The sequence below is a fragment of the Vibrio sp. 10N.286.49.E11 genome (genome assembly GCF_041469505.1).
GTDB classification, from domain to species: Bacteria; Pseudomonadota; Gammaproteobacteria; order Enterobacterales; family Vibrionaceae; genus Vibrio; species Vibrio crassostreae_C.
In genome coordinates this window covers 1-22,911 of sequence record NZ_JBFRKQ010000072.1, presented here as the reverse complement: position 1 = coordinate 22,911, position 22,911 = coordinate 1, and the positions used below count along the sequence as shown (strand labels likewise).

The following is a 22,911-nucleotide window of genomic DNA, read 5'->3' as shown; positions in this document are numbered from 1 at the left end:
TTGGAACCAGTTAGTCATATTGAATTGGGTATAAAACATAATAACTAGGAAGGCATGATGGTTGCGGTACGAAGCGCACATTTAAACCCAAGCGAACAGTTTGAGCTAGAAAGTTGGATTGCGTCATTGAATCAAGACGCAAAAACCTCGAATAAACTGATTAAAGTTTATCGTCACTGTGAAGAACTTTTAAAAGATCACGAGCAAGCATCGCTCTTGCTTTGGCGTGGCCGTGAGATGATCGAAATCTTGGTCACCTTGTCCATGGACCGTGCCACCTTAATTGCTGCACAACTTTTCCCCGTCGTCTCAAGCGGCGTTTTTGAGCGCGAAGCGTTTGAAGAAAGCTACGGTAAAGAAACCGTAAAGTTGATCGATGGCGTTGAAGAAATGGCGGCCTTAGGCCAGTTAAACGTGACCCTTGAAGGCAGTGCTGCCTCGGGTCAAGTTGATAACGTTCGACGCATGCTACTGGCTATGGTCGATGATTTCCGCTGCGTAGTCATCAAACTCGCTGAACGAATCTGTAACCTTATCGAGGTAAAAAAAGCGCCTGATGCTGTGCGTCGCGCGGCCGCAAAAGAGTGTTCTAACATCTATGCCCCACTGGCAAACCGTTTAGGTATCGGCCAACTTAAGTGGGAAATCGAAGATTACGCATTCCGCTACCAACAACCAGATACCTACAAGCAGATTGCAAAACAGCTGTCTGAGCGTCGTATCGTTCGTGAACAATACATCACAGATTTCGTTGATGATTTAACCGCAGAAATGCAGCGTTCAAACATCAATGCTGAAGTGAGTGGCCGACCAAAACACATCTACAGTATCTGGCGCAAAATGCAGAAGAAAGGCTTAGCCTTCGATGAGCTTTTTGACGTACGAGCAGTACGTATTATCGCTGACCAGCTGCAAGACTGTTACGCCGGCCTTGGGGTGGTACACACTAAATACAAGCACCTCCCGAGCGAATTTGATGACTATGTGGCGAACCCTAAGCCAAATGGTTACCAGTCGATTCATACCGTAGTACTTGGCCCTGAAGGCAAGACCATTGAGATTCAGATCCGTACTAAGCAAATGCACGAAGACTCTGAGCTTGGTGTGGCGGCGCACTGGAAGTACAAAGAAGGAGCTTCAAGCGGCCGTAGTGGCTACGATGAGAAAATCACTTGGTTGCGTAAACTTATCGACTGGCAAGAAGAGATGTCGGACTCTGGCGAGATGCTGGATGAGGTACGTAGCCAAGTCTTCGATGACCGTGTATACGCATTTACTCCACGTGGTGACGTGGTCGACTTACCAATGGGCGCAACCCCGTTGGATTTCGCCTACCACATCCACTCGATGGTCGGACACCGCTGTATCGGTGCCAAAGTAGCGGGGCGTATCGTACCGTTCACTCATAAACTATCGATGGGCGATCAAGTTGAGATCATCACGCAGAAAGAGCCGAACCCATCTCGTGACTGGTTAAATCCAACCACAGGTTTTGTTCATTCTGGTCGAGCTCGAGCGAAAATCAACGCTTGGTTCCGCGCACAAAGCCGTGAGAAAAACCTAGAAGCGGGTCGTGATATCCTGGAAGTTGAGCTAGCGAAAGTAGGCGCAACCCTAAAAGATGCTGATCAATACGCACTAAAACGCTTTAACGTGAATACGCCAGACGAACTCTATGCAGGTATTGGTAGTGGCGACTTGCGTATTAACCAAGTGGTTAATCACATCAATGCGCTAGTGAATAAGCCAACGGCGGAAGAAGAAGACAAGAAAGCGCTAGAGAAACTGCTTGAGTCGGAAAACAAGCCGGCACAACAGAGTCGTCCGAAGAAAGATGCGGTAGTGGTTGAGGGCGTTGATAACCTAATGACGCACCTAGCGCGTTGCTGTCAGCCAATCCCAGGTGATGTGATTAAAGGTTACATCACTCAAGGTCGTGGTATCTCAGTGCACCGCGCTGACTGTGAACAGCTAGGCGAGCTAAGCGTGCATGCGCCAGAACGTATCATTGATACCGTTTGGGGTAATGGCTTTGTCGGTTCATACATCCTAACGCTGCGTGTTGAAGCGCTAGAACGTAATGGCTTGTTGAAAGACATCACCTCACTGTTCTCGAATGAAAAGATCAGCGTGACCACAATGAAGAGCCGCATCGACTACAAGCGTCAGCTATCGGTAATGGATTTCGATTTGGAAGTGACCAATATTGAAATTCTGAGTCGCGTTACCAGCCGAGTAGAACAAATCAAAGATGTTATGTCAGTCAAAAGGTTGGGGTAGGCCAAAATACTATCCACGTCATTCCCTACAGTGAGGGACGAACGTGATAGGGAATCTCGTAAAGCGATTTGAGATCCCCAACTCGCTCATTCTTCGCTCTTGGGGATGACGGAAAGAATAGAAAGGTGAGTGGTTTTGGCTGCTCGCCTTTTTTAGTTTTAGAAGACGTTATAAATTTAAAAATCAAAGACAGTGAATAGGAAGAAAACGATGAATCACCCGATTGAACAACTTGAACAGATTATGACTAAGCTGCGCGATCCAGAAGGTGGCTGTCCTTGGGATTTGAAACAAAATTTTGAAACAATTGTGCCGCATACTATCGAAGAAACCTACGAGGTGGTGGACGCGATTCACAACAAAGATTGGCCGAACCTACAAGAAGAGTTGGGTGACTTGTTGTTTCAGGTGATCTTCTATAGCCAGTTAGCGAAAGAACAGGGGTTGTTTGAGTTCTCTGATGTGGTTGATGGCATTAACGAAAAGCTAACACGCCGCCATCCGCATGTGTTTTCTGATACCGAGTTTGCGAGCGATGAAGAAATTAATGCCAACTGGGAAGCTGAAAAAGCCAAAGAAAAAGCTCAGGCAGGCAAAACTCAAGAAAGTATTCTAGACTCAATACCAAACTCTCTACCTGCGCTTTCACGTGCTACAAAGATTCAAATACAGGTAGCGAAATATGGCTTTGATTGGGACTCTATTGGCCCAGTGGCTAATAAGGTTTTAGAGGAAGTCGATGAGGTGCTGGAAGAGGCACTTCAAGTGACGCCAAATGAAGATTTGGTTGAAGAAGAGTTGGGAGACTTGCTGTTTGCGACGGTCAATTTGGTACGACATTTAGGTAAAAACCCAGAATCGGCACTCAATAAAGCCAATCTCAAGTTTTCGCGTCGCTTTAAAGGGGTGGAACAAAAAGTTCGTCAGCAAGATAAAAATTTGACTGACTTTTCACTACAACAGCTTGATTCCATGTGGGATGAAGTCAAAGTGGCGGAGAAAAGATAACCAAAGCTTTTATCATGAATTGATTTGAAGCAAAAAATAAAAAATAGCAGTGTGATAGATTTCACGTTGTGGCGATAAGGGGCTTCTGGTATATTTTCATCCCGTCCAGAAGTAGTCCATTTCCCTCATTCAACCAATTTCAGGTTAAACATGACGACAAATTACATTTTTGTTACTGGCGGGGTTGTATCCTCTCTAGGTAAAGGTATTGCTGCAGCATCTCTTGCAGCTATTTTAGAAGCTCGTGGTCTTAAAGTGACCATGATGAAGCTTGACCCTTACATCAACGTTGATCCAGGCACTATGAGCCCGACTCAGCACGGTGAAGTGTTCGTTACGGAAGATGGCGCTGAAACAGACCTTGACCTTGGTCACTATGAGCGATTCATTCGCACCAAGATGACTAAGCGTAACAACTTCACTGCAGGTCGTGTTTACTCAGACGTACTAGCAAAAGAGCGTCGCGGTGATTACCTAGGTGCAACAATTCAGGTTATCCCACACATCACTAACTCTATCAAAGAGCGTGTAATTTCTGGCGCAGCTGGCCACGATATCGCGATCGTTGAAGTTGGTGGTACGGTTGGTGATATCGAATCTCTACCATTCATGGAAGCGATTCGTCAGCTAGCAGTAGAACTAGGCCGTGAACGCGCAATGTTCATGCACCTTACTCTAGTGCCATACCTAGCAGCTGCGGGCGAAGTGAAAACTAAGCCAACGCAACACTCTGTAAAAGAGCTACTGTCTATTGGTATTCAGCCAGACATCCTAGTTTGTCGTTCAGACCGCAACATTCCTTCGAACGAGCGTAAGAAAATTGCTCTGTTCTGTAATGTGCAAGAAAATGCAGTTATTTCTATGCGCGATGTTGACTCTATCTACAAGATCCCTCAGCTTATTAAAGCTCAAGGTACTGATGAACTTGTATGTAAGCGTTTCGGCATCACAGCTCCAGAAGCAGACCTGTCTGAATGGGAACAAGTAATTTACGAAGAAGCTAACCCAACGGGTGAAGTGACGATTGGTATGGTTGGTAAGTACATTGAACTACCAGACGCATACAAATCAGTAAATGAAGCGCTAAAACACGCGGGCTTGAAAAATCGCCTAAGCGTTAATATTAAATACGTAGATTCACAAGACGTTGAGTCTCGTGGCGTAGAAGTTTTAGAAGGCCTAGATGCAATCCTAGTTCCTGGTGGCTTTGGTGACCGTGGTGTTGAAGGTAAGATTCTTGCTGCTCAATACGCTCGTGAAAACAAAGTACCGTACTTAGGTATCTGTCTAGGTATGCAAGTAGCACTTATCGAGTACGCTCGTAACGTTGCGAAAATGGAAGGGGCACACTCTTCTGAATTCTGTACTGAAACTAAGTACCCAGTTGTTGGTCTTATCACTGAGTGGACTGATGGCGAAGGTAAAGTTGAAGAGCGTACAGAAACATCTGACCTTGGCGGCACAATGCGTCTTGGTTCACAGCTTTGTCACCTAGCGAAAGGGACGAAAGCTTACGAATTATACGGTAGCGCGACGATCCATGAACGTCACCGTCACCGTTACGAAGTGAACAACAATCTTCGTCCACAAATCGAAAAAGCGGGCCTAAAAGTATCGGGTCTATCTGCGGACAAGAAACTGGTTGAAGTTATTGAGAACCCGAACCACCCATGGTTCGTTGCTGCTCAATTCCACCCAGAGTTCACTTCAACACCTCGCGATGGTCACCCATTGTTTGCAGGTTTCGTTAAAGCGGCTGGTGAGTTCCAGCGCGGCGAGTTAGAGAAGTAAAAAGGAATACAGGTAGCTGCGTAAGTTGTGCTGCTACCTTTAAATTTGACATTTATATATTCAACGAGAAGGAAACATTCAATGTCTAAGATCGTTAAAGTTCTAGGTCGTGAAATCATCGATTCACGTGGTAACCCAACTGTAGAAGCTGAAGTACACCTAGAAGGCGGTTTCGTAGGTATGGCTGCTGCTCCATCTGGCGCATCTACTGGTTCTCGCGAAGCTCTTGAGCTACGTGACGGCGACAAATCACGTTTCCTAGGTAAAGGTGTTCTTAAAGCTATTGAAGCTGTAAACGGCCCAATCGCTGAAGCTCTAGTTGGTACTGACGCTAAAGCACAAGCTGACGTTGACCAAATCATGCTTGACCTAGACGGTACTGATAACAAGTCTAAGTTCGGCGCGAACGCTATCCTAGCTGTATCTCTAGCTAACGCAAAAGCTGCTGCTGCTGCGAAAGGCATGCCTCTATACGAGCACATCGCTGAGCTAAACGGTACTGCTGGTCAGTTCTCTATGCCTCTACCAATGATGAACATCATCAACGGTGGTGAGCACGCAGATAACAACGTTGACATCCAAGAGTTCATGATCCAACCAGTTGGCGCTAAAACTCTTAAAGAAGGTCTACGTATCGGCGCTGAAGTATTCCACAACCTAGCTAAAGTTCTTAAGTCTAAAGGCTACAGCACTGCAGTTGGTGATGAAGGTGGTTTCGCTCCTAACCTTAAGTCTAACGCTGAAGCTCTAGAAGTTATCGCAGAAGCTGTTGCAGCTGCTGGTTACGAACTAGGTAAAGACGTTACTCTTGCTATGGACTGTGCAGCATCTGAGTTCTTCGACAAAGAAGCTGGCATCTACAACATGAAGGGCGAAGGTAAAACTTTCACTTCTGAAGAGTTCAACCACTACCTAGCTGAGCTAGCGAACAACTTCCCAATCGTTTCTATCGAAGACGGTCTTGACGAGTCAGATTGGGATGGCTTCAAGCACCAAACTGAACTTCTAGGCGACAAGCTTCAAATCGTTGGTGACGATCTGTTCGTTACAAACACTAAGATTCTTGCTGAAGGTATCGAGAAAGGCGTAGCTAACTCTATCCTTATCAAGTTCAACCAAATCGGTTCTCTAACAGAGACTCTAGCTGCTATCAAGATGGCTAAAGACGCTGGCTACACTGCAGTAATCTCTCACCGTTCTGGCGAAACTGAAGATGCAACTATCGCTGATCTAGCGGTAGGTACAGCTGCAGGTCAAATCAAAACTGGTTCTATGAGCCGTTCTGACCGTGTTGCTAAGTACAACCAACTTATCCGTATCGAAGAAGCTCTAGGTTCTAAAGCTCCTTACAACGGTCTTAAAGAAGTTAAAGGTCAATAATTCGTCCTATTTGGCACTGTAGCTGCGTTAACTGCAGAAGATTCACTAAGTCACATAGGAAACTATGCTCCATAGCTGAATCTTCTTTGTTGCCTTGCTACAGCACCAACTAGTTAGAATTATGCACTAATACTTTTGAATGCCTCGCTTATGCGGGGCATTTTTTTGTCTGTAGAAAACTGAATGAAAGAAGCTCTAGGCTCTAAAGCTCCTCCTTGTCACATATAAAGTTCGTCATTCCCTAGACTGACGAAGGAAGGAGTAGGGAATCTCATTGTTTTCCTGACAATGACTCCCCGACTTATTGATTCCCTGACACCACATATCTCGCACCAATAAGCTCATTATGGTATATATGTGCCTTATTCTAGTTCCTTCTTTTTCAACCGGCGAAAGGTGTTATGCGAATTTTTGCTTTAGTACTGCTCATAGTGTTTGGCTGGCTACAACACACACTGTGGCTCGGTAAAAATGGTATCTCTGATTACTACGGTGTGAACAACGAAATCCAAGTTCAACAGCAAGTAAATGAAAAGCTGCATATTCGAAATGCAGAAATGTTTGCTGAAATTGACGATCTACGCCAAGGCTTAGACGCGATAGAAGAACGCGCACGTCATGAACTTGGAATGGTCAAAGAAGGTGAAACGTTTTATCGCATCATTGGTGAGGAATCCCATTAATGTCGACTCAACTTCAAAGCGTGATTGCCGTTGTACCTGCGGCGGGCGTCGGTAGCCGAATGAAGGCAGACCGCCCTAAGCAATATCTCAAGATTAACGGCTCAACGATTTTAGAGCACACCGTAGATAAATTATTGTCTCATCCACAAGTCTCTCAAATTATCGTCGCGATTAGCGATGATGACCCATACTACCCAGAGCTTGCTCTAAATCAGAACCCACAAGTGATCAGAGTGTCGGGTGGAAGCGAAAGAGCGGACTCCGTACTCTCTGCTTTAGATTACATTGCAGAGCAACAGCTCGGTGAGTGGGTAATGGTGCACGATGCGGCAAGACCTTGTGTCCAGTTGGGTGACATCGATAAGTTGATTTCAGGCGCGATGAACCACGATGTCGGGGCTATTTTGGCCGCGCCCGTTCGTGACACGATGAAGCGAGGTGCCCAAGGGCAGATTGAGCATACCGTTGAACGAGCCGATTTATGGCATGCACTTACGCCGCAAATGTTCAGAGCAAAGCCTCTGTGGAAGGCATTAAGTGAGGCGTTGCAACAAGGCGCTTCAATTACTGATGAAGCCTCAGCCTTTGAATGGAAAGGTTTATCGCCCGCTTTAGTGGCTGGGCGTTCAGATAATTTTAAGATTACTCAGCCAGAAGATTTAGCGCTCGCTGAGTTCTATTTAAGTCAGAATAAGGAATAATGATGATTCGTATTGGCCATGGCTTTGATGTACATAAGTTTGGTGGTGAAGGCCCGGTAATTATTGGTGGCGTGAGCGTCCCTTATGAACAAGGTCTTATTGCACACTCAGACGGTGATGTTGCCCTACATGCGTTATGTGACGCTCTATTGGGTGCGATTGCTGCGGGTGATATTGGTCGTCATTTCCCTGATACCGATGACGAATGGAAAGGTGCGGATAGCCGTGAGCTACTGAAAGATGTTTATCGTCGAGTAAAAGAGCAAGGCTACGTGATTGGTAATGCCGATATTACTATCATGGCGCAAGCACCAAAAATGGCGCCTCATATAGACTCTATGTGCCAAGCTATTGCACAAGACTTAGAAACCAGCATCAGTAATGTGAATGTAAAAGCGACGACCACAGAGCGTTTAGGTTTTACAGGTCGCAAAGAGGGCATCGCATGTGAAGCGGTGGTCCTAATTACCAAAAGTGCGTAAGCACCAACACGAAAAGAACAGCATGTCAGATATTTTATCTTCATTGGCTTATCTAAACGGTAAACCAACTGCGAAAGCAAAACTAAAAGCAAAAGCCGAACACTTTGTCGTTAATGAAGACTTGGGTTTTGAATTTACCGGCGAAGGCGAGCATCTCATGGTTCGCATCCGTAAAACGGGTGAGAACACGAGCTTCGTGGCCAATGAACTGGCTAAAGCTTGCGGTGTTAAGTCGAAAGACGTGAGCTGGGCGGGTTTGAAAGACCGCCACGCTGTGACAGAGCAGTGGTTGAGTGTACACCTACCAAAAGGTGAGCCTGACTTTTCAGGGTTCTTAGCACAGTACCCAAGCATTGAGATCTTGGCGACAGCAAGACACAACAAAAAGTTACGTCCGGGTGATTTAGTTGGCAACCAATTCGAGCTGACTTTGTCTGAAGTAACAGACTGTGATGATGTCGTAAAACGTTTGGAAAAAGTCGCTCAAGTCGGTGTGCCAAATTACTTCGGTGCTCAGCGTTTTGGTAATGAAGGTAACAACTTATCTGAAGCTCGTCGTTGGGGCCGTGATAACGTTCGTACTCGTAACCAGAATAAGCGCAGCTTGTACCTTTCTGCGGCTCGCTCGTGGATTTACAACCTGATCCTGTCGGACCGTATTGAGCAAGATGCGTTTGCATCGGCATTGGTTGGCGATATTGTCATGAAAGACGGCGCTCAACTAGCGGTAACTGCGGACAATATCGAAGCAGTAAACCAAGACATCGCGAATGGCGCTGCATGGGTTACTGTTGCTTTGGCTGGCGATAATACTTTGCCAACGACTGATGAGTCTCAAGCGTTAGAGCAAAAACATCTTGATTCTGAACCTGACCTAATGGCGCTGATTCGCGGTAACCGCATGCGGCATGACCGTCGTGAAGCATCGTTAAAACCAACCGATTTAACTTGGGAAGTGAACGAAGATAATGTCACTCTTAAGTTCTCTCTAGACGCAGGTTGTTTCGCAACCGCTATCGTTCGAGAGTTGGTTGAAGAAGTACACGTAGAGAGAACCTACGAGCAATAACGATTCTGCTTGGAGCTGAGTCACTTGATATTGGAATTTAAGTGACTTGGCTTAGCATGGGAACAAAAGAAAGGATACAAGATGAAGATTTTACTCAGCAATGATGATGGTGTGCACGCTCAAGGTATTCATGAGCTGGCAAATGAGCTACGTGATCTTGCTGACGTTATCATTGTTGCCCCTGACCGTAATCGCTCGGGTGCGTCAAATTCATTAACTTTAGAACAGCCTCTGCGTGTTCAAGAGATTACTGAAAATACCTATTCGGTACAAGGAACACCGACCGACTGTGTGCATTTTGCGTTAAACGAACTGCTAAAGAATGACATGCCTGATCTGGTATTAACGGGCATTAATCACGGTGCTAACCTGGGTGATGACGTGCTTTATTCCGGCACGGTGGCTGCAGCAATGGAAGGGCATTTTCTAGGCGTTCAATCGGTAGCGTTTTCTCTGGTGGGAAAAAAACATTTTAAGACAGCGGCAGCGATTGCTCGTCGTATTGTCGAACAACATTTAGCAAACCCAATCCCGACCAACCGCTTGTTGAACGTAAACGTTCCTGATTTAGCCTTAGAACAATTGTCTGGTACTCAGGTGACGCGCTTAGGTGCTCGTCATCACGCTGAAGATATGATCAAGCAAAAAGACCCGCGTGGTCACGATATCTATTGGCTTGGCCCTCCGGGTAAAGAGCAAGATGCCGGTGAAGGTACCGATTTTTACGCGATTGAGCATGGCTTTGTGTCGGTAACACCGTTGCAGGTTGATCTGACGGCGCATGAGTCGTTGGGTGCGATGGCAACATGGTTAGGGGAGAAGTAAGTGAGTAATCCGCAAGCTGAGCGTTTAATTACTTTCCTGATTGAAAATGGTATTCAGGATCAAAAGGTTCTTGATGCGATTTACCAACTGCCGAGAGAGAGCTTTTTATCACAGGCGATGTACCATCAAGCTTATGATAATAATGCGCTGCCGATCGGACAGGGGCAAACCATCTCACAGCCATACATTGTTGCTAAAATGACAGAGCTACTTGAATTACAACAAGATAGCCGTGTCTTGGAGATCGGAACGGGTTCTGGTTACCAAACTGCGGTATTGGCTCAACTTGTTGATCATGTGTATTCGGTTGAAAGAATAAAGTCTCTACAATGGGATGCTAAACGCAGGTTGAAGCAACTCGATTTCTACAATATTTCAACCAAACATGGTGATGGCTGGCAAGGATGGTCTTCCAAGGCGCCTTTTGATGCGATTATTGTCACCGCAGCTGCAGAGTCGATTCCTCAGGCTCTTTTACAGCAGTTGAAAGATGGCGGCCGTTTATTAATCCCTGTTGGTGATGACGAACAACAATTGTTGAAGATTGTTCGCCATGGTGACGAGTTTTTATCGAGCGTGATCGAGATGGTGAGATTTGTACCTCTTGTTCCTGGTGAACTAGCTTAATAACAAGATTAATGGTGTAGGTGGATAGAGAGTCGATGCGTTCGAAGTTGTTAAAAGGAAGTACTTTACTGCTTAGCTGTGCCCTTGTTGGGTGTGCAGCGAATTCGCCTGCGCCCGTTTCAAACCTAAACAAGAATTACTCATCGATTGATCGTGGTAGTTATCGTGGCAGTTACTATGAAGTTAAAAAAGGCGACACCCTTTACTTCATTGCTTATGTCACCAATAAAGACGTTAAAGACCTCATCGGTTATAACAAGTTGTCTGCTCCTTACACTATCCACCCAGGGCAGAAGCTTAAGTTATGGCGTCCTAGCTACAACGCGCCAGCGTATGGTAAGTCAACGGTAGCGGCAGCAGCAGTTGCTGCGCCTGTCGCCGCATCCACAACGTCATCTGCGGCAAGTAAACCGAAAACCACACCACAAAAGAGCAAAAACTCTAAACCGGCTCCAGCTCAAACTACCACCAAAGTGGTGAAAAAAGATCCACCAAAGAAGGTTGAACAATCCAAATCAAAGGAGTATGTTGGTTCTAAAGGTAAACAGAATGTTACACCGCCCACCAAACCAACAAGTGATAAAGTATCCAAATGGTTATGGCCAACTAAAGGGAGAGTAATCAAGAGTTTCTCTGTAGGCGAACAAGGAAATAAAGGCATAGACATAGCAGGACAGCGAGGTCAGCCAATAGTATCTACAGCAGGGGGAACGGTTGTTTATTCGGGTAATGCACTACGAGGCTACGGCAATCTAGTGATTGTGAAGCACAATGATAATTACTTAAGTGCATACGCGCACAACGACCGACTATTAGTATCTGAAGGGCAAAGTGTGAAACCAGGGCAGAAGATTGCAACAATGGGAAGCTCTGGAGCCAGCAGTGTTAGGCTGCACTTTGAGATTCGTTACCAAGGTAAGTCCGTTAATCCAAAACGATATTTACCTTAAATACAATATGCAAAAATTACGTATTGTATGGAGTGACATAGTCATTTAGCGACATATGAAGTTGTAATGTCATGCTAATTTCGCCAGGGGGAGGCGTTATGAGTATAAGCAATGCAGTAACCAAAGAAGAGTTCGATCTTGACCAAGCAACCACGGAACCGGAAGCTCTTGGAAAAGCAAAACGAACAGTCACTAAGAAAACCGAAGCGAAAGAAGAAGTTGAAGTTACGTCTAAAAGTTTAGATGCCACTCAACTCTACTTAGGCGAAATTGGTTTCTCACCACTACTAACCGCTGAAGAAGAAGTGCTATACGCACGTCGAGCTCTACGCGGTGATGAAGCAGCACGTAAACGCATGATCGAAAGTAACCTGCGTTTAGTGGTAAAAATTTCACGTCGTTATAGCAACCGCGGCCTTGCACTTCTCGATCTAATCGAAGAAGGCAACCTAGGTTTGATTCGCGCCGTAGAGAAGTTTGATCCAGAGCGTGGCTTCCGCTTCTCAACTTACGCGACATGGTGGATTCGTCAAACCATTGAACGTGCGTTAATGAATCAGACTCGCACTATCCGTTTGCCAATCCATGTTGTGAAAGAGCTGAACATCTACCTACGTACTGCAAGAGAGCTATCACAAAAGCTTGACCATGAACCAACGGCAGAAGAAATTGCTTCTAAGCTAGATAAGCCGGTTGGTGATGTGAGCAAGATGCTTCGTCTAAACGAAAGAGTGAGCTCTGTTGATACGCCAATTGGTGGTGACGGTGAGAAAGCGCTGTTGGATATTATTCCAGACATCAATAATTCAGATCCTGAGGTTTCAACTCAAGATAGCGATATCAAGAACTCGTTGATTTTCTGGCTTGATGAGCTGAATCCTAAGCAGAAAGAGGTGCTTGCGCGTCGCTTTGGACTACTGGGTTATGAACCGTCAACATTAGAAGAAGTGGGCCGCGAAATCAGCCTGACTCGTGAACGTGTTCGTCAAATCCAAGTTGAAGGTCTTCGCCGTCTACGTGAGATTCTTATCAAGCAAGGTCTGAATATGGAAAACCTGTTCAACGTAGAAAACGACTAATTGAACGGATGATGCTTCTCTAAATAGAAGACAAATAAAAACGCTGACTTTAAGTCAGCGTTTTTTTGTTTGTGGCTTTGGTATTTCATGCCGTCTAATCAAAATAGCAGTACGGCCATAACAAGCTACTTGGTAAGAAACTAAAGCAGCTTCTTCAAGCGGTAAAGTTCTTCTAATGCTTGGCGAGGAGTTAGATCATCAGGATCAACATTCGCTAGCGCTTGCTCTACTTCACTCGGTTCTGGGATCAGGCTCAGTTGGTTTGCGATATCGACACCGCTTGGCTTCGATGTTGGCGACTCCATACTTAACGCTTCTAACTGAGTCAGCTTCGCACGAGCATTCTTGATCACTGCTTTCGGTACGCCAGCTAAACCTGCAACCGCTAGACCATAAGATTTACTTGCAGCACCTTCTTGAACTGCGTGCATAAAGGCAATGCTATCACCATGCTCAACCGCATCTAAGTGTACGTTTGCTAAAGTTGGAAGTTGGTTAGGTAGTTCAGTTAGCTCAAAGTAGTGCGTTGCAAACAGTGTCATCGCATTGATTTGATTGGCTAGCCACTCTGCACTTGCCCAAGCCAGAGACAGGCCATCGTAAGTACTGGTACCACGACCGATTTCATCCATTAGCACAAGGCTGTTTGGTGTTGCATTGTGCAGGATATTTGCGGTTTCTGTCATCTCAACCATGAAGGTTGAACGGCCAGAAGCCAAATCATCGGATGCGCCAATACGCGTAAATATACGGTCGATAGAGCCGATGGTTGCGCTTTCTGCAGGAACATAACAACCGATATGAGCCATCAATGCGATGAGTGCCGTTTGGCGCATGTAGGTCGATTTACCACCCATGTTGGGACCCGTGATGATCAGCATCTTACGTTGATCATTCAGGTCGATAGGGTTAGCAATGAAAGGTTCGTCCATCACTTGTTCAACAACAGGGTGACGACCGGCCTGAATTTGTACGCCAGCAGACTCTGTCATGGTTGGACGACAGTAATCAAGGGTATCTGCACGCTCAGCCAAGTTCTGTAGAACATCAAGCTGAGATACTGAAGAGGCGATATTTTGTAGGCGCTCTAGATACGGCAGTAGTAAGTCAAACAACTCTTCCCACAGCTGTTTCTCGATAGCGAGTGCTTTCGACTTAGAGTTAAGTACTTTGTCTTCGTGCTCTTTTAGCTCAGGAATGATGTAACGCTCAGCATTTTTCAGCGTTTGACGACGAACATAGTGTGGCGGCACAAGATGGCTTTGCCCACGGCTTACTTGAATGAAGAAACCATGTACGTTGTTGTAGCCAACTTTTAGCGTGTCGATGCCATGACGTTCACGCTCTTCTTGCTCAAGCTTATCAAGAAATTCAGTTGCGCCTGCTGCAAGGTCGCGCCATTCGTCTAACTCGGCATTGTAGCCTTCTGCAATCACACCACCGTCACGGATAACCACCGGTGGGTTCTCTTTGATTGCACGTTCAAGCAGCTCAGAAACCTCATCCACAGGAGAAGCATATTGAGCAAGTTGAGTTAGGTATGGGTGCTTCAGTTGCGTCAGTGTTTCAGCAAGCTCTGGCAAATATTCCATTGCTTGGCGAAGACGCGCCATATCGCGAGGGCGAGCAGAGCGAAGTGCTAATCGAGCGAGAATACGTTCGATATCACCAATCTGTTTTAAGGTTGGCTGTAGTTCTGTGAATAGAGCCAAATCTTTCATTTCACCAATTGCATCTAAGCGCTGATCGAGTGCAGATATATTGCGCATTGGTTGATGTAACCAACGCTTAAGCATACGGCTACCCATTGCTGTCGCAGTGTGATCAAGTACTTCGGCAAGGGTGTTATCAGTACCACCCCCAAGATTTTGCGTGATCTCCAAATTACGACGAGTTGCAGCATCAAGGATCACCGAGTGATCTTGTTTATCCATCGTGAGTGAACGGATATGAGGGAGGGCAGTACGTTGGGTATCTTTCACGTATTGGATCAAACAACCAGCCGCACATAGACCCAGTTTCGCGCTTTCTACGCCAAAGCCAACCAGATCGCGAGTACCAAACTGCTTATTCAATTGCTGCTTAGCGGTGTCTAATTCAAATTCCCATACAGGGCGGCGGCGGTTGCCATTACGGCTTGCCATTAAATCGACGGGTTCGAAATCTTCAGGGAACAGCAGCTCACGCGGAGAGGTTCTTTGTAGCTCAGCGGCCATCGCTTCTTCTGTTTCTGGCTCGCAAAGTTGGAATCGGCCAGAGGTAATATCAAGTGTCGCATAACCGAATTTACCGTTGTGGTGATAAATGGCTGCAATTAGGTTATCAACGCGTTCAGAAAGCAAGGCTTCGTCGGTTACGGTACCCGGTGTCACGATACGCACTACTGCGCGCTCAACAGGGCCTTTTGAAAGTGCTGGATTACCAATCTGTTCACAAATTGCTACGGACTCACCAAGTTGCACTAACTTTGCAAGGTATCCTTCAACCGCATGGTATGGAACACCTGCCATCGGAATCGGTTCACCATTTGATGAGCCACGCTTAGTCAGTGAAATATCGAGGAGTTGAGAGGCTTTTTTAGCGTCATCGTAGAAAAGCTCGTAGAAATCGCCCATGCGGTAGAACAGCAGAATTTCTGGGTTTTCTGCTTTCAGTTTTAGATACTGCTGCATCATGGGAGTATGTTTTTGATCGGCTTTCACAGTTAACTTCTTTCGTTTATTTCTATTGCGGCTTAGGATACGTGAAAGCGTTTCGTGCGAAAAGCGGCTGATGCGAAAAGATGCGAATCCAAATGATATGACAGTAAATAAAGGGAAGCAGATGATGCAGATGACTCAAGACCTTAGTGAGCAGCTTGGACATTTACTCGCTAAACACAAACACGTGTTAGTGACGGCTGAATCTTGCACTGGCGGAGGTGTCGCGAGTGCAGTCACCGATATTGCGGGCAGCTCTGGATGGTTTGATCGCGCTTTTGTTACGTACAGCAATGAAGCCAAACAAGAGATGATCGGTGTACAGCTTAAAACCTTAATGGAGTTCGGCGCCGTGAGTGAGCCTGTCGTAATAGAAATGGCGAGCGGGGCATTGCAACATTCAAACGGGACGATCTCTGTATCAATCAGTGGCATCGCTGGCCCAGGTGGCGCGACCGAAGATAAGCCTGTTGGTACAGTATGCTTCGCGTGGAAAGCGCTAAATGGCTGGGATAAAGTAGAAACGCATGTATTTACAGGCGACAGATCACAAGTACGCCAACAAGCCACGCACCATGCCCTGCAAGTTATTTATGATTACCTATCAATGGAAGGTAAGTAACATTTGTACAAATTATTTTCATACAGGTATAGACACTGTATGAATCAACAGTATAATGAAAGCCAATTAGTCACCCCTATGTGGGTTAGAAATAGATTCTAGATCGCTTGTTGAGACAACCGATTATGTGGAGATAGAAATGGACGAGAATAAACAAAAAGCGTTAGCCGCAGCCCTTGGTCAGATTGAAAAGCAATTTGGTAAAGGTTCTATCATGCGTCTTGGTGATAACCGCACAATGGACGTAGAAACTATTTCTACAGGTTCTCTATCTCTAGATATCGCACTAGGTGCTGGTGGCCTACCGATGGGACGTATCGTAGAAGTTTACGGTCCAGAATCATCAGGTAAAACAACGCTAACGCTTGAGCTTATTGCTGCAGCACAGAAAGTGGGAAAGACGTGTGCATTCGTTGATGCGGAGCACGCACTAGACCCTATCTACGCTCAAAAGCTTGGTGTTGATATCGATGCACTTCTTGTTTCTCAACCAGATACTGGTGAGCAAGCGCTGGAAATCTGTGATGCACTGGCTCGTTCAGGTGCAATCGACGTTCTTGTTATTGACTCAGTAGCAGCCCTAACACCAAAAGCAGAAATCGAAGGCGAAATGGGCGACAGCCACATGGGTCTTCAGGCTCGTATGCTTTCTCAAGCAATGCGTAAGCTGACGGGTAACCTTAAGCAGTCTAACTGTATGGCTATCTTCATTAACCAAATTCGTATGAAAATTGGTGTGATGTTCGGTAACCCAGAAACAACAACAGGTGGTAACGCACTTAAGTTCTACGCATCTGTTCGTCTTGATATTCGCCGTACTGGTGCGATTAAAGATGGTGATGAAGTTGTTGGTAACGAAACTCGTATCAAGGTCGTTAAGAACAAGATTGCTGCACCATTCAAACAAGCTGAGACTCAAATCCTTTACGGTAAAGGCTTCAACCGCGAAGGTGAGCTTATCGACTTAGGTGTTAAGAATAAGCTAGTAGAAAAAGCAGGCGCTTGGTACAGCTACAAAGGCGATAAGATCGGCCAAGGTAAAGCTAACGCTGGTAAATACCTACGTGAAAACCCAGAAGTTGCTCTAGAGATCGATACTAAACTTCGTGAGTTACTACTGACTCCTGCTGTTCTTGAAGAGAAAGACGTAGAGAAAGAAGAAGAAAACGAAGAGCTATAAGCTCACGTTTTATAGAGTGGATGTTTGAAAGAAGCATCCGCTTTGAAAGAATTTAAAGCCTCGCATATTTTATGCGGGGCTTTTTTATTGGATCTGCTCCGTCGAGCATGTCTTTGGTCAAATCTCTCTCGTTGACTGAGTTTCTTCGGTACTAGGTCGTCAATTTAGTTCTGCTTTTCCACGGCAAGATATAGTGGAATATTCTTCATTTTATCGAATTCCCACTAAAATCCTGCCCAAGGGTGTCTTTTCTACAAGAAAACTAGTCGAAGCCTTAACCATGATCTACAATACGGCAAAATTCTAACTCGACTATTTTCAGGAAGAGCTGCATGTACATGAGCACTGATGAGGTTCGCAACGCGTTCCTTAAGTTCTTTGAGAGCAAAGAACACCAAATCGTAGACAGTTCATCGTTAGTTCCACATAACGATCCAACCCTGCTATTCACTAACGCAGGTATGAACCAATTCAAAGATTGCTTCTTAGGCGCCGAAAAGCGTGCCTACACTCGAGCAACTACGGCTCAGCGTTGTGTACGTGCGGGTGGTAAACACAATGACCTTGAAAACGTAGGTTTCACGGCTCGTCACCACACGTTCTTCGAAATGCTAGGCAACTTCAGCTTTGGCGACTACTTCAAAGAAGAAGCGATTGGATTTGCTTGGGAATTCCTGACTGAAACTCTTCAACTGCCAAAAGATCGTCTACTGGTAACGGTATACGAGACAGATGATGAAGCATTCGATATCTGGAACAAGAAAGTAGGTGTTCCTGCTGACCGTATCGTTCGCATTGGCGACAAAGAAGGCGGTAAACAGTTCGAGTCTGATAACTTCTGGACGATGGGTGACACAGGTCCTTGTGGTCCATGTACTGAAATCTTCTACGATCACGGTGAGCACATCTGGGGCGGCCGTCCTGGTACACCTGAAGAAGATGGTGACCGTTTCATCGAGATCTGGAACAACGTATTCATGCAGTTCAACCGTCACGCTGACGGCACAATGGAACCGCTACCTAAGCCTGCTGTAGATACAGGTATGGGTATTGAGCGTATTTCTGCAATCATGCAGGGCGTTCACTCTAACTACGAAATTGATGTATTCCAAAAGCTAATCAAAGCGACTGCGGAAGTTGTTGGTCATGACGATCTATCTAACCAATCGCTACGCGTTATTGCTGACCACATCCGTTCTTGTTCATTCCTAATTGCTGACGGTGTTATGCCTTCAAACGAAGGTCGTGGCTACGTTCTACGTCGTATCATCCGTCGTGCAGTTCGTCACGGTAACAAGCTTGGCGCACAAGGCGTGTTCTTCCACAAACTTGTGGGCGTACTGGCTGAAGTGATGGGCTCTGCGGCAGATGAACTTAAGAAACAGCAAGAGCTGGTTGAAAAAGTACTTCGCATTGAGGAAGAGAACTTTGGTCGTACGCTAGAGCGCGGCATGGTTATTCTTAATGACGCACTAGATGCACTTGAAGGCAAAGAGCTTGACGGCGAAACAGTTTTCAAACTTTACGATACATACGGCTTCCCAGCTGACCTTACTAACGATGTAGCTCGCGAACGCGATTTTACTATCGATGAAGAAGGCTTTGAGAAGGCGATGGAAGCACAGCGTAAGCGTGCACGTGAAGCAGGCCAATTCGGCACGGATTACAACGCGACAATCAAAGTAGACACCAACACTGAGTTCTGTGGTTACACAGCAACTGAAGGTGCTGGTGAAATCTCTGCGCTATTCGTTGACGGCGAAGAGGTTGCTTCACTATCGGCTGGCGACAAAGCAATCATCATCCTTGAAGAGACACCATTCTACGCTGAGTCAGGCGGTCAATGTGGTGATGCTGGTACACTAAAAACAGCGTCGGGTCTTTTCAAAGTACAAGACACTCAGAAGCTAGGTAACGCATTTGCGCACCACGGTGAGCTAGTTGAAGGTGTATTTGCTAAGGGCGATAAAGTAGAAGCAACGGTTGACGCTGAGCGTCGAGCTGCTATCTCACTAAACCACTCTGCCACTCACTTACTTCACTCTGCATTGCGCGAAGTGCTAGGTGAGCACGTTGCTCAGAAAGGTTCTTTAGTTAAGCCAGACAACCTACGTTTTGACTTCTCTAACCTTGAAGCGGTAACACCAGCACAGATTAAAGAAGTAGAGCGTCTAGTTAACGCACAAGTTCGTAAGAACCATGTGATTGAAACGAACATCATGGACATCGAGTCAGCGAAAGAAAAAGGTGCAATGGCACTGTTTGGCGAGAAGTACGATGATGAAGTTCGCGTTCTATCTATGGGCGACTTCTCTACTGAACTTTGTGGTGGTATCCACGCTTCAAACACAGGTGATATCGGCCTATTCAAGATCACTTCTGAAGGTGGTATTGCTGCGGGTATTCGTCGTATTGAAGCGGTAACAGGTGAAGCTGCACTAGATGCAGTAGAAGCTCAAGCTAACGCTTACGAAGAGAAACTGGCTGAGTCAGCTAAGAAAGCGAAATCGCTAGAGAAAGAAATCCAACTGCTTAAAGAAAAGATGGCTGCTGCAGAAAGCGCAAACATCATGGGCAAAGTAGAAGACATCTCTGGTACTAAAGTTTTGGTTGCTGCAATTGAAGGCGCAGACAACAAGAACCTACGTACTATGGTTGATAACGCTAAAAACCAAGTAGGTAGCGGCATCATCCTGATCGCGAACGTAGCAGACGGTAAAGTTGGCTTGATTGCTGGTGTAACCAAAGACCTAATCGGCAAAGTAAAAGCGGGTGATCTCGTCAAGATGGTTGCTGAGCAAGTTGGCGGTAAAGGCGGCGGTCGTCCAGATATGGCTCAAGCGGGCGGTACAGACGTTGCAGCACTGCCAGAAGCGCTTAAATCTGTGCGTACTTGGCTAGAAGAGCGTCTTTAAGCTTAAGTAATTGATACAAAGATGCCCAATCAGTTGATTGGGCATCTTTTATTTTGCCTATTGGAAGAGTGTTTAAACAAGGTTTGATTGAGATTAACCAAGAAGTCTAATGGTGGCGTTAGACTCCTTGGTTAATTTTTTATTGCTTCGCCCTGACGCGGAGTATGTGTTTTTTTGTCATATATAGACATTGGTCTTGGGAAGGTGAGGACGGGTGAAAATGCCTCTTATCGTGCAGAAATTTGGTGGAACGTCGGTGGGTTCAATTGAACGAATCCATCATGTAGCAGAAAAAATCATTGAAGCGAAAAATGAAGGGAACCAGATCGTGGTTGTCGTTTCTGCTATGTCTGGTGAAACAAATCGGTTAGTTAATTTAGCCACGCAAGTTGATAGCGTACCAAACGCTAGAGAACTGGATGTGTTGTTAACGGCTGGCGAGCAAGTTTCCATGGCCTTGTTAGCAATGACGTTACACAAGTTAGGTTATGAAGCGACATCGATGACTGGCTATCAAGCCAAGATACACACGGATTCTAATCATAATAATGCAGCGATTGAGCGTATTGATACTGCTCCTATTCAAGCTCTGCTAGATGACAACCAGATTGTTATTGTTGCAGGCTTTCAAGGATTCAATGCGAAAGGTGATATCACGACATTAGGCCGCGGTGGTTCAGATACTACAGCGGTCGCGCTTGCAGGTGCCTTGCAGGCGAAAGAATGCCAGATCTATACTGATGTAGATGGTGTTTACTCTTGTGACCCTAGAGTCGTAAAACAATCTCAGAAATTAGATACTTTAGACTTTCCTTCTATGGAAGAGATGGCTCGCCGAGGCGCTAAGGTATTGCACCTTCCTTGTGTTCAGTATGCATGGCAGCACAACGTGTCATTGCGAGTGCTTTCAAGCTTTGAACAAGGCGAGGGCACATTGATCGCGGGTAATCAGTGTTTGAATGATATTGCTGGCATCGCCATCCAAAGAGATATGGTGCGTATCGAGTGTTTGAATGAAGATTTACCGTCTTTCATTTCACATTGCCAACTGTTGGGGATCGAAGTCTGTAGTGTGATCGAGGAAACAGAACGGGCAGCACTCATTATTAAACAAGACATAAGTGCCAAATTAAAACTAGTTTTTGCTGAGAAAATCCGTAATAGTGAACAGGTTAGTTTGTTAACTGTGGTAGGAAGCCGAACACAAGAAATTGTGGTCAGTTCACATGGATTGTTGTCTGAAGGCGAAATTGATGTACAGCATCACTTATTGCAGCAGCAGTCTTTAACTTTGGTGATATCACCAACGCAAGTCGATATGGCTGCTAACATATTACACAATGCATACATCGTAGCGCGTGAAACACAGGGTTATCCTAAAAAAGAAGTGCATTTTGGTTAAATAAACTCAATCGATAGTTTACGAAAATATAACTTTTGTTGGATAATGCTCTCGTAGCTAGATAAATTTAGAGATTACTCAAGGAGCAAAGAATGCTAATTTTGACTCGCCGCGTTGGCGAAACACTGATGATTGGTGATGAAGTAACAGTTACTGTACTAGGCGTTAAAGGTAACCAAGTACGTATCGGTGTTAACGCACCTAAAGAAGTATCTGTTCACCGTGAAGAGATCTACATGCGCATTCAAGCTGAAAAAGGTAATGGTAACGTTGCATCTGGCAACTACTAATACTTTTGCGTAGAGAAGAGGCTAGCATTGTTGCTAGCCTTTTTTGATCTTGGGGAACCGAAACACTGATTGGGACATAGATGGGTTGGATAACGGATCGGTCTCAAAGTGGTGAAGTGAATGCTTTGTGATGCTGCGAGATACAGACAAGGTTGAACAGAACTGTTGCTCTGTATTTTGTTTGGCAAAACTCAAGATTTATTCGCTTCCCCTATGGCGAAAATACGCATCCCGTAGTATTGTGCCATCAGCGGTAGCACTTGCTGCTGGAGAAATTAGATAATTGTTTTCGGCTGTTTATTATTGCCAATCTTTCACCTTAATTTTTAAGGGAAAAAGCGCGATTTGAATCTTACAAGTTCAATTTGCAAGCGCTTTGATTAAATAGCAAACGGTTGAGTGTTTTTGTCCAATTTTTTTCAATAAAGTGTTTGACATATTTTCGGTAAAACGTAATATGTGCCTCCGCAAGACGGTGAGGTGGCCGAGAGGCCGAAGGCGCTCCCCTGCTAAGGGAGTATGTGGTTTGTAGCTGCATCGAGGGTTCGAATCCCTCCCTCACCGCCATTTCTTGTGAGTCTAAAATTAGCAATTTAGACAATGTAAATGTGCGTCCTTAGCTCAGCTGGATAGAGTACCTGGCTACGAACCAGGCGGTCGGAGGTTCGAATCCTCCAGGACGCGCCATTCTCTCTTCTCTTACTTGTAAGTGATTTGAGAATAATGAATTAGGTGAGGTGGCCGAGTGGCCGAAGGCGCTCCCCTGCTAAGGGAGTATGTGGTTTGTAGCTGCATCGAGGGTTCGAATCCCTCCCTCACCGCCATTCATTACAGGCCGATGGCCTTTTTTTTTCTTCGTAGCAAGAAGAATGTGATATATTTCACAACTTCATTCTTAATGAATGAACACCGTGCGTCCTTAGCTCAG

General features: G+C 45.6%; 18 protein-coding genes and 3 tRNA genes. 20 read left to right on the top strand and 1 reads right to left on the bottom strand.

Annotation, left to right across the window (positions count from 1 at the left end):
• The first annotated feature begins 57 nt into the window (after nucleotides 1–57).
• The 12 genes from relA to rpoS all read left to right on the top strand — a co-directional run bounded on the left by relA (nucleotide 58) and on the right by rpoS (nucleotide 12,875).
• A complete protein-coding gene (gene relA / locus AB4167_RS17500) occupies nucleotides 58–2,280 on the top strand; it encodes a GTP diphosphokinase (RefSeq protein ID WP_017059036.1) in 2,223 nt (740 codons plus the stop codon).
• 210 nt (nucleotides 2,281–2,490) lie between these two features.
• Nucleotides 2,491–3,288 carry a nucleoside triphosphate pyrophosphohydrolase gene (gene mazG / locus AB4167_RS17495; RefSeq protein WP_372136835.1) on the top strand — a complete coding sequence of 266 codons (798 nt, stop codon included), beginning with the start codon at nucleotides 2,491–2,493 and terminating at the stop codon, nucleotides 3,286–3,288.
• A gap of 150 nt (nucleotides 3,289–3,438) precedes the next feature.
• On the top strand, nucleotides 3,439–5,079 hold the full coding sequence (locus AB4167_RS17490) for a CTP synthase (RefSeq protein ID WP_017063214.1): 1,641 nt from the start codon (nucleotides 3,439–3,441) through the stop codon (nucleotides 5,077–5,079).
• An 81-nt stretch (nucleotides 5,080–5,160) separates the two neighbouring features.
• Entirely contained in the window at nucleotides 5,161–6,459 is a 1,299-nt protein-coding gene (eno, locus tag AB4167_RS17485; RefSeq protein WP_017059033.1) for a phosphopyruvate hydratase, read from the top strand.
• Between the two features lie 401 nt (nucleotides 6,460–6,860).
• On the top strand, nucleotides 6,861–7,142 hold the full coding sequence (gene ftsB, locus AB4167_RS17480) for a cell division protein FtsB (RefSeq protein ID WP_010435786.1): 282 nt from the start codon (nucleotides 6,861–6,863) through the stop codon (nucleotides 7,140–7,142).
• Complete coding sequence (gene ispD / locus AB4167_RS17475; protein ID WP_372056189.1) at nucleotides 7,142–7,843, top strand: 2-C-methyl-D-erythritol 4-phosphate cytidylyltransferase; 702 nt, start codon at nucleotides 7,142–7,144, stop codon at nucleotides 7,841–7,843. The genes ftsB and ispD overlap by 1 nt, the downstream gene beginning before the upstream one ends.
• A gap of 2 nt (nucleotides 7,844–7,845) precedes the next feature.
• A complete protein-coding gene (gene ispF, locus AB4167_RS17470; RefSeq protein ID WP_017067356.1) occupies nucleotides 7,846–8,325 on the top strand; it encodes a 2-C-methyl-D-erythritol 2,4-cyclodiphosphate synthase in 480 nt (159 codons plus the stop codon).
• Nucleotides 8,326–8,347: 22 nt separating this feature from the next.
• Entirely contained in the window at nucleotides 8,348–9,394 is a 1,047-nt protein-coding gene (gene truD / locus AB4167_RS17465; protein WP_102333130.1) for a tRNA pseudouridine(13) synthase TruD, read from the top strand.
• Between the two features lie 81 nt (nucleotides 9,395–9,475).
• Entirely contained in the window at nucleotides 9,476–10,219 is a 744-nt protein-coding gene (surE, locus tag AB4167_RS17460) for a 5'/3'-nucleotidase SurE (protein WP_017059030.1), read from the top strand.
• Nucleotides 10,220–10,846, top strand: a complete 627-nt coding sequence (locus AB4167_RS17455; RefSeq protein WP_017059029.1) for a protein-L-isoaspartate(D-aspartate) O-methyltransferase — start codon at nucleotides 10,220–10,222, stop codon at nucleotides 10,844–10,846.
• A gap of 35 nt (nucleotides 10,847–10,881) precedes the next feature.
• Nucleotides 10,882–11,796: a murein hydrolase activator NlpD gene (nlpD, locus tag AB4167_RS17450; RefSeq protein WP_017059028.1), complete on the top strand. Its 915-nt coding sequence runs from the start codon at nucleotides 10,882–10,884 to the stop codon at nucleotides 11,794–11,796.
• A gap of 98 nt (nucleotides 11,797–11,894) precedes the next feature.
• On the top strand, nucleotides 11,895–12,875 hold the full coding sequence (gene rpoS / locus AB4167_RS17445) for an RNA polymerase sigma factor RpoS (RefSeq protein WP_017059027.1): 981 nt from the start codon (nucleotides 11,895–11,897) through the stop codon (nucleotides 12,873–12,875).
• Between the two features lie 140 nt (nucleotides 12,876–13,015).
• On the opposite strand, the gene mutS is transcribed toward rpoS, so the two are convergent.
• Nucleotides 13,016–15,577 carry a DNA mismatch repair protein MutS gene (mutS, locus tag AB4167_RS17440; protein WP_017059026.1) on the bottom strand — a complete coding sequence of 854 codons (2,562 nt, stop codon included), beginning with the start codon at nucleotides 15,575–15,577 and terminating at the stop codon, nucleotides 13,016–13,018.
• Nucleotides 15,578–15,701: 124 nt separating this feature from the next.
• Here mutS and pncC point away from each other — a divergent pair, with 124 nt between their 5' ends.
• From pncC to AB4167_RS17400, 8 genes are all read left to right on the top strand, one after another.
• Nucleotides 15,702–16,196 (top strand): nicotinamide-nucleotide amidase, encoded by a 495-nt coding sequence (pncC, locus tag AB4167_RS17435; RefSeq protein ID WP_029235458.1) that lies wholly within the window; start codon nucleotides 15,702–15,704, stop codon nucleotides 16,194–16,196.
• Between the two features lie 139 nt (nucleotides 16,197–16,335).
• Nucleotides 16,336–17,376 carry a recombinase RecA gene (gene recA / locus AB4167_RS17430; protein ID WP_017056586.1) on the top strand — a complete coding sequence of 347 codons (1,041 nt, stop codon included), beginning with the start codon at nucleotides 16,336–16,338 and terminating at the stop codon, nucleotides 17,374–17,376.
• 332 nt (nucleotides 17,377–17,708) lie between these two features.
• A complete protein-coding gene (gene alaS, locus AB4167_RS17425) occupies nucleotides 17,709–20,291 on the top strand; it encodes an alanine--tRNA ligase (protein ID WP_017063223.1) in 2,583 nt (860 codons plus the stop codon).
• Between the two features lie 220 nt (nucleotides 20,292–20,511).
• Complete coding sequence (locus tag AB4167_RS17420; protein WP_017063224.1) at nucleotides 20,512–21,693, top strand: aspartate kinase; 1,182 nt, start codon at nucleotides 20,512–20,514, stop codon at nucleotides 21,691–21,693.
• A gap of 92 nt (nucleotides 21,694–21,785) precedes the next feature.
• Entirely contained in the window at nucleotides 21,786–21,983 is a 198-nt protein-coding gene (gene csrA / locus AB4167_RS17415) for a carbon storage regulator CsrA (RefSeq protein ID WP_004415691.1), read from the top strand.
• A gap of 474 nt (nucleotides 21,984–22,457) precedes the next feature.
• Nucleotides 22,458–22,550 (top strand) — tRNA-Ser (locus tag AB4167_RS17410).
• A 43-nt stretch (nucleotides 22,551–22,593) separates the two neighbouring features.
• Nucleotides 22,594–22,670 (top strand) — tRNA-Arg (locus AB4167_RS17405).
• 44 nt (nucleotides 22,671–22,714) lie between these two features.
• A tRNA-Ser gene (locus AB4167_RS17400) sits at nucleotides 22,715–22,807 on the top strand.
• The last annotated feature ends 104 nt before the right edge of the window (nucleotides 22,808–22,911 follow it).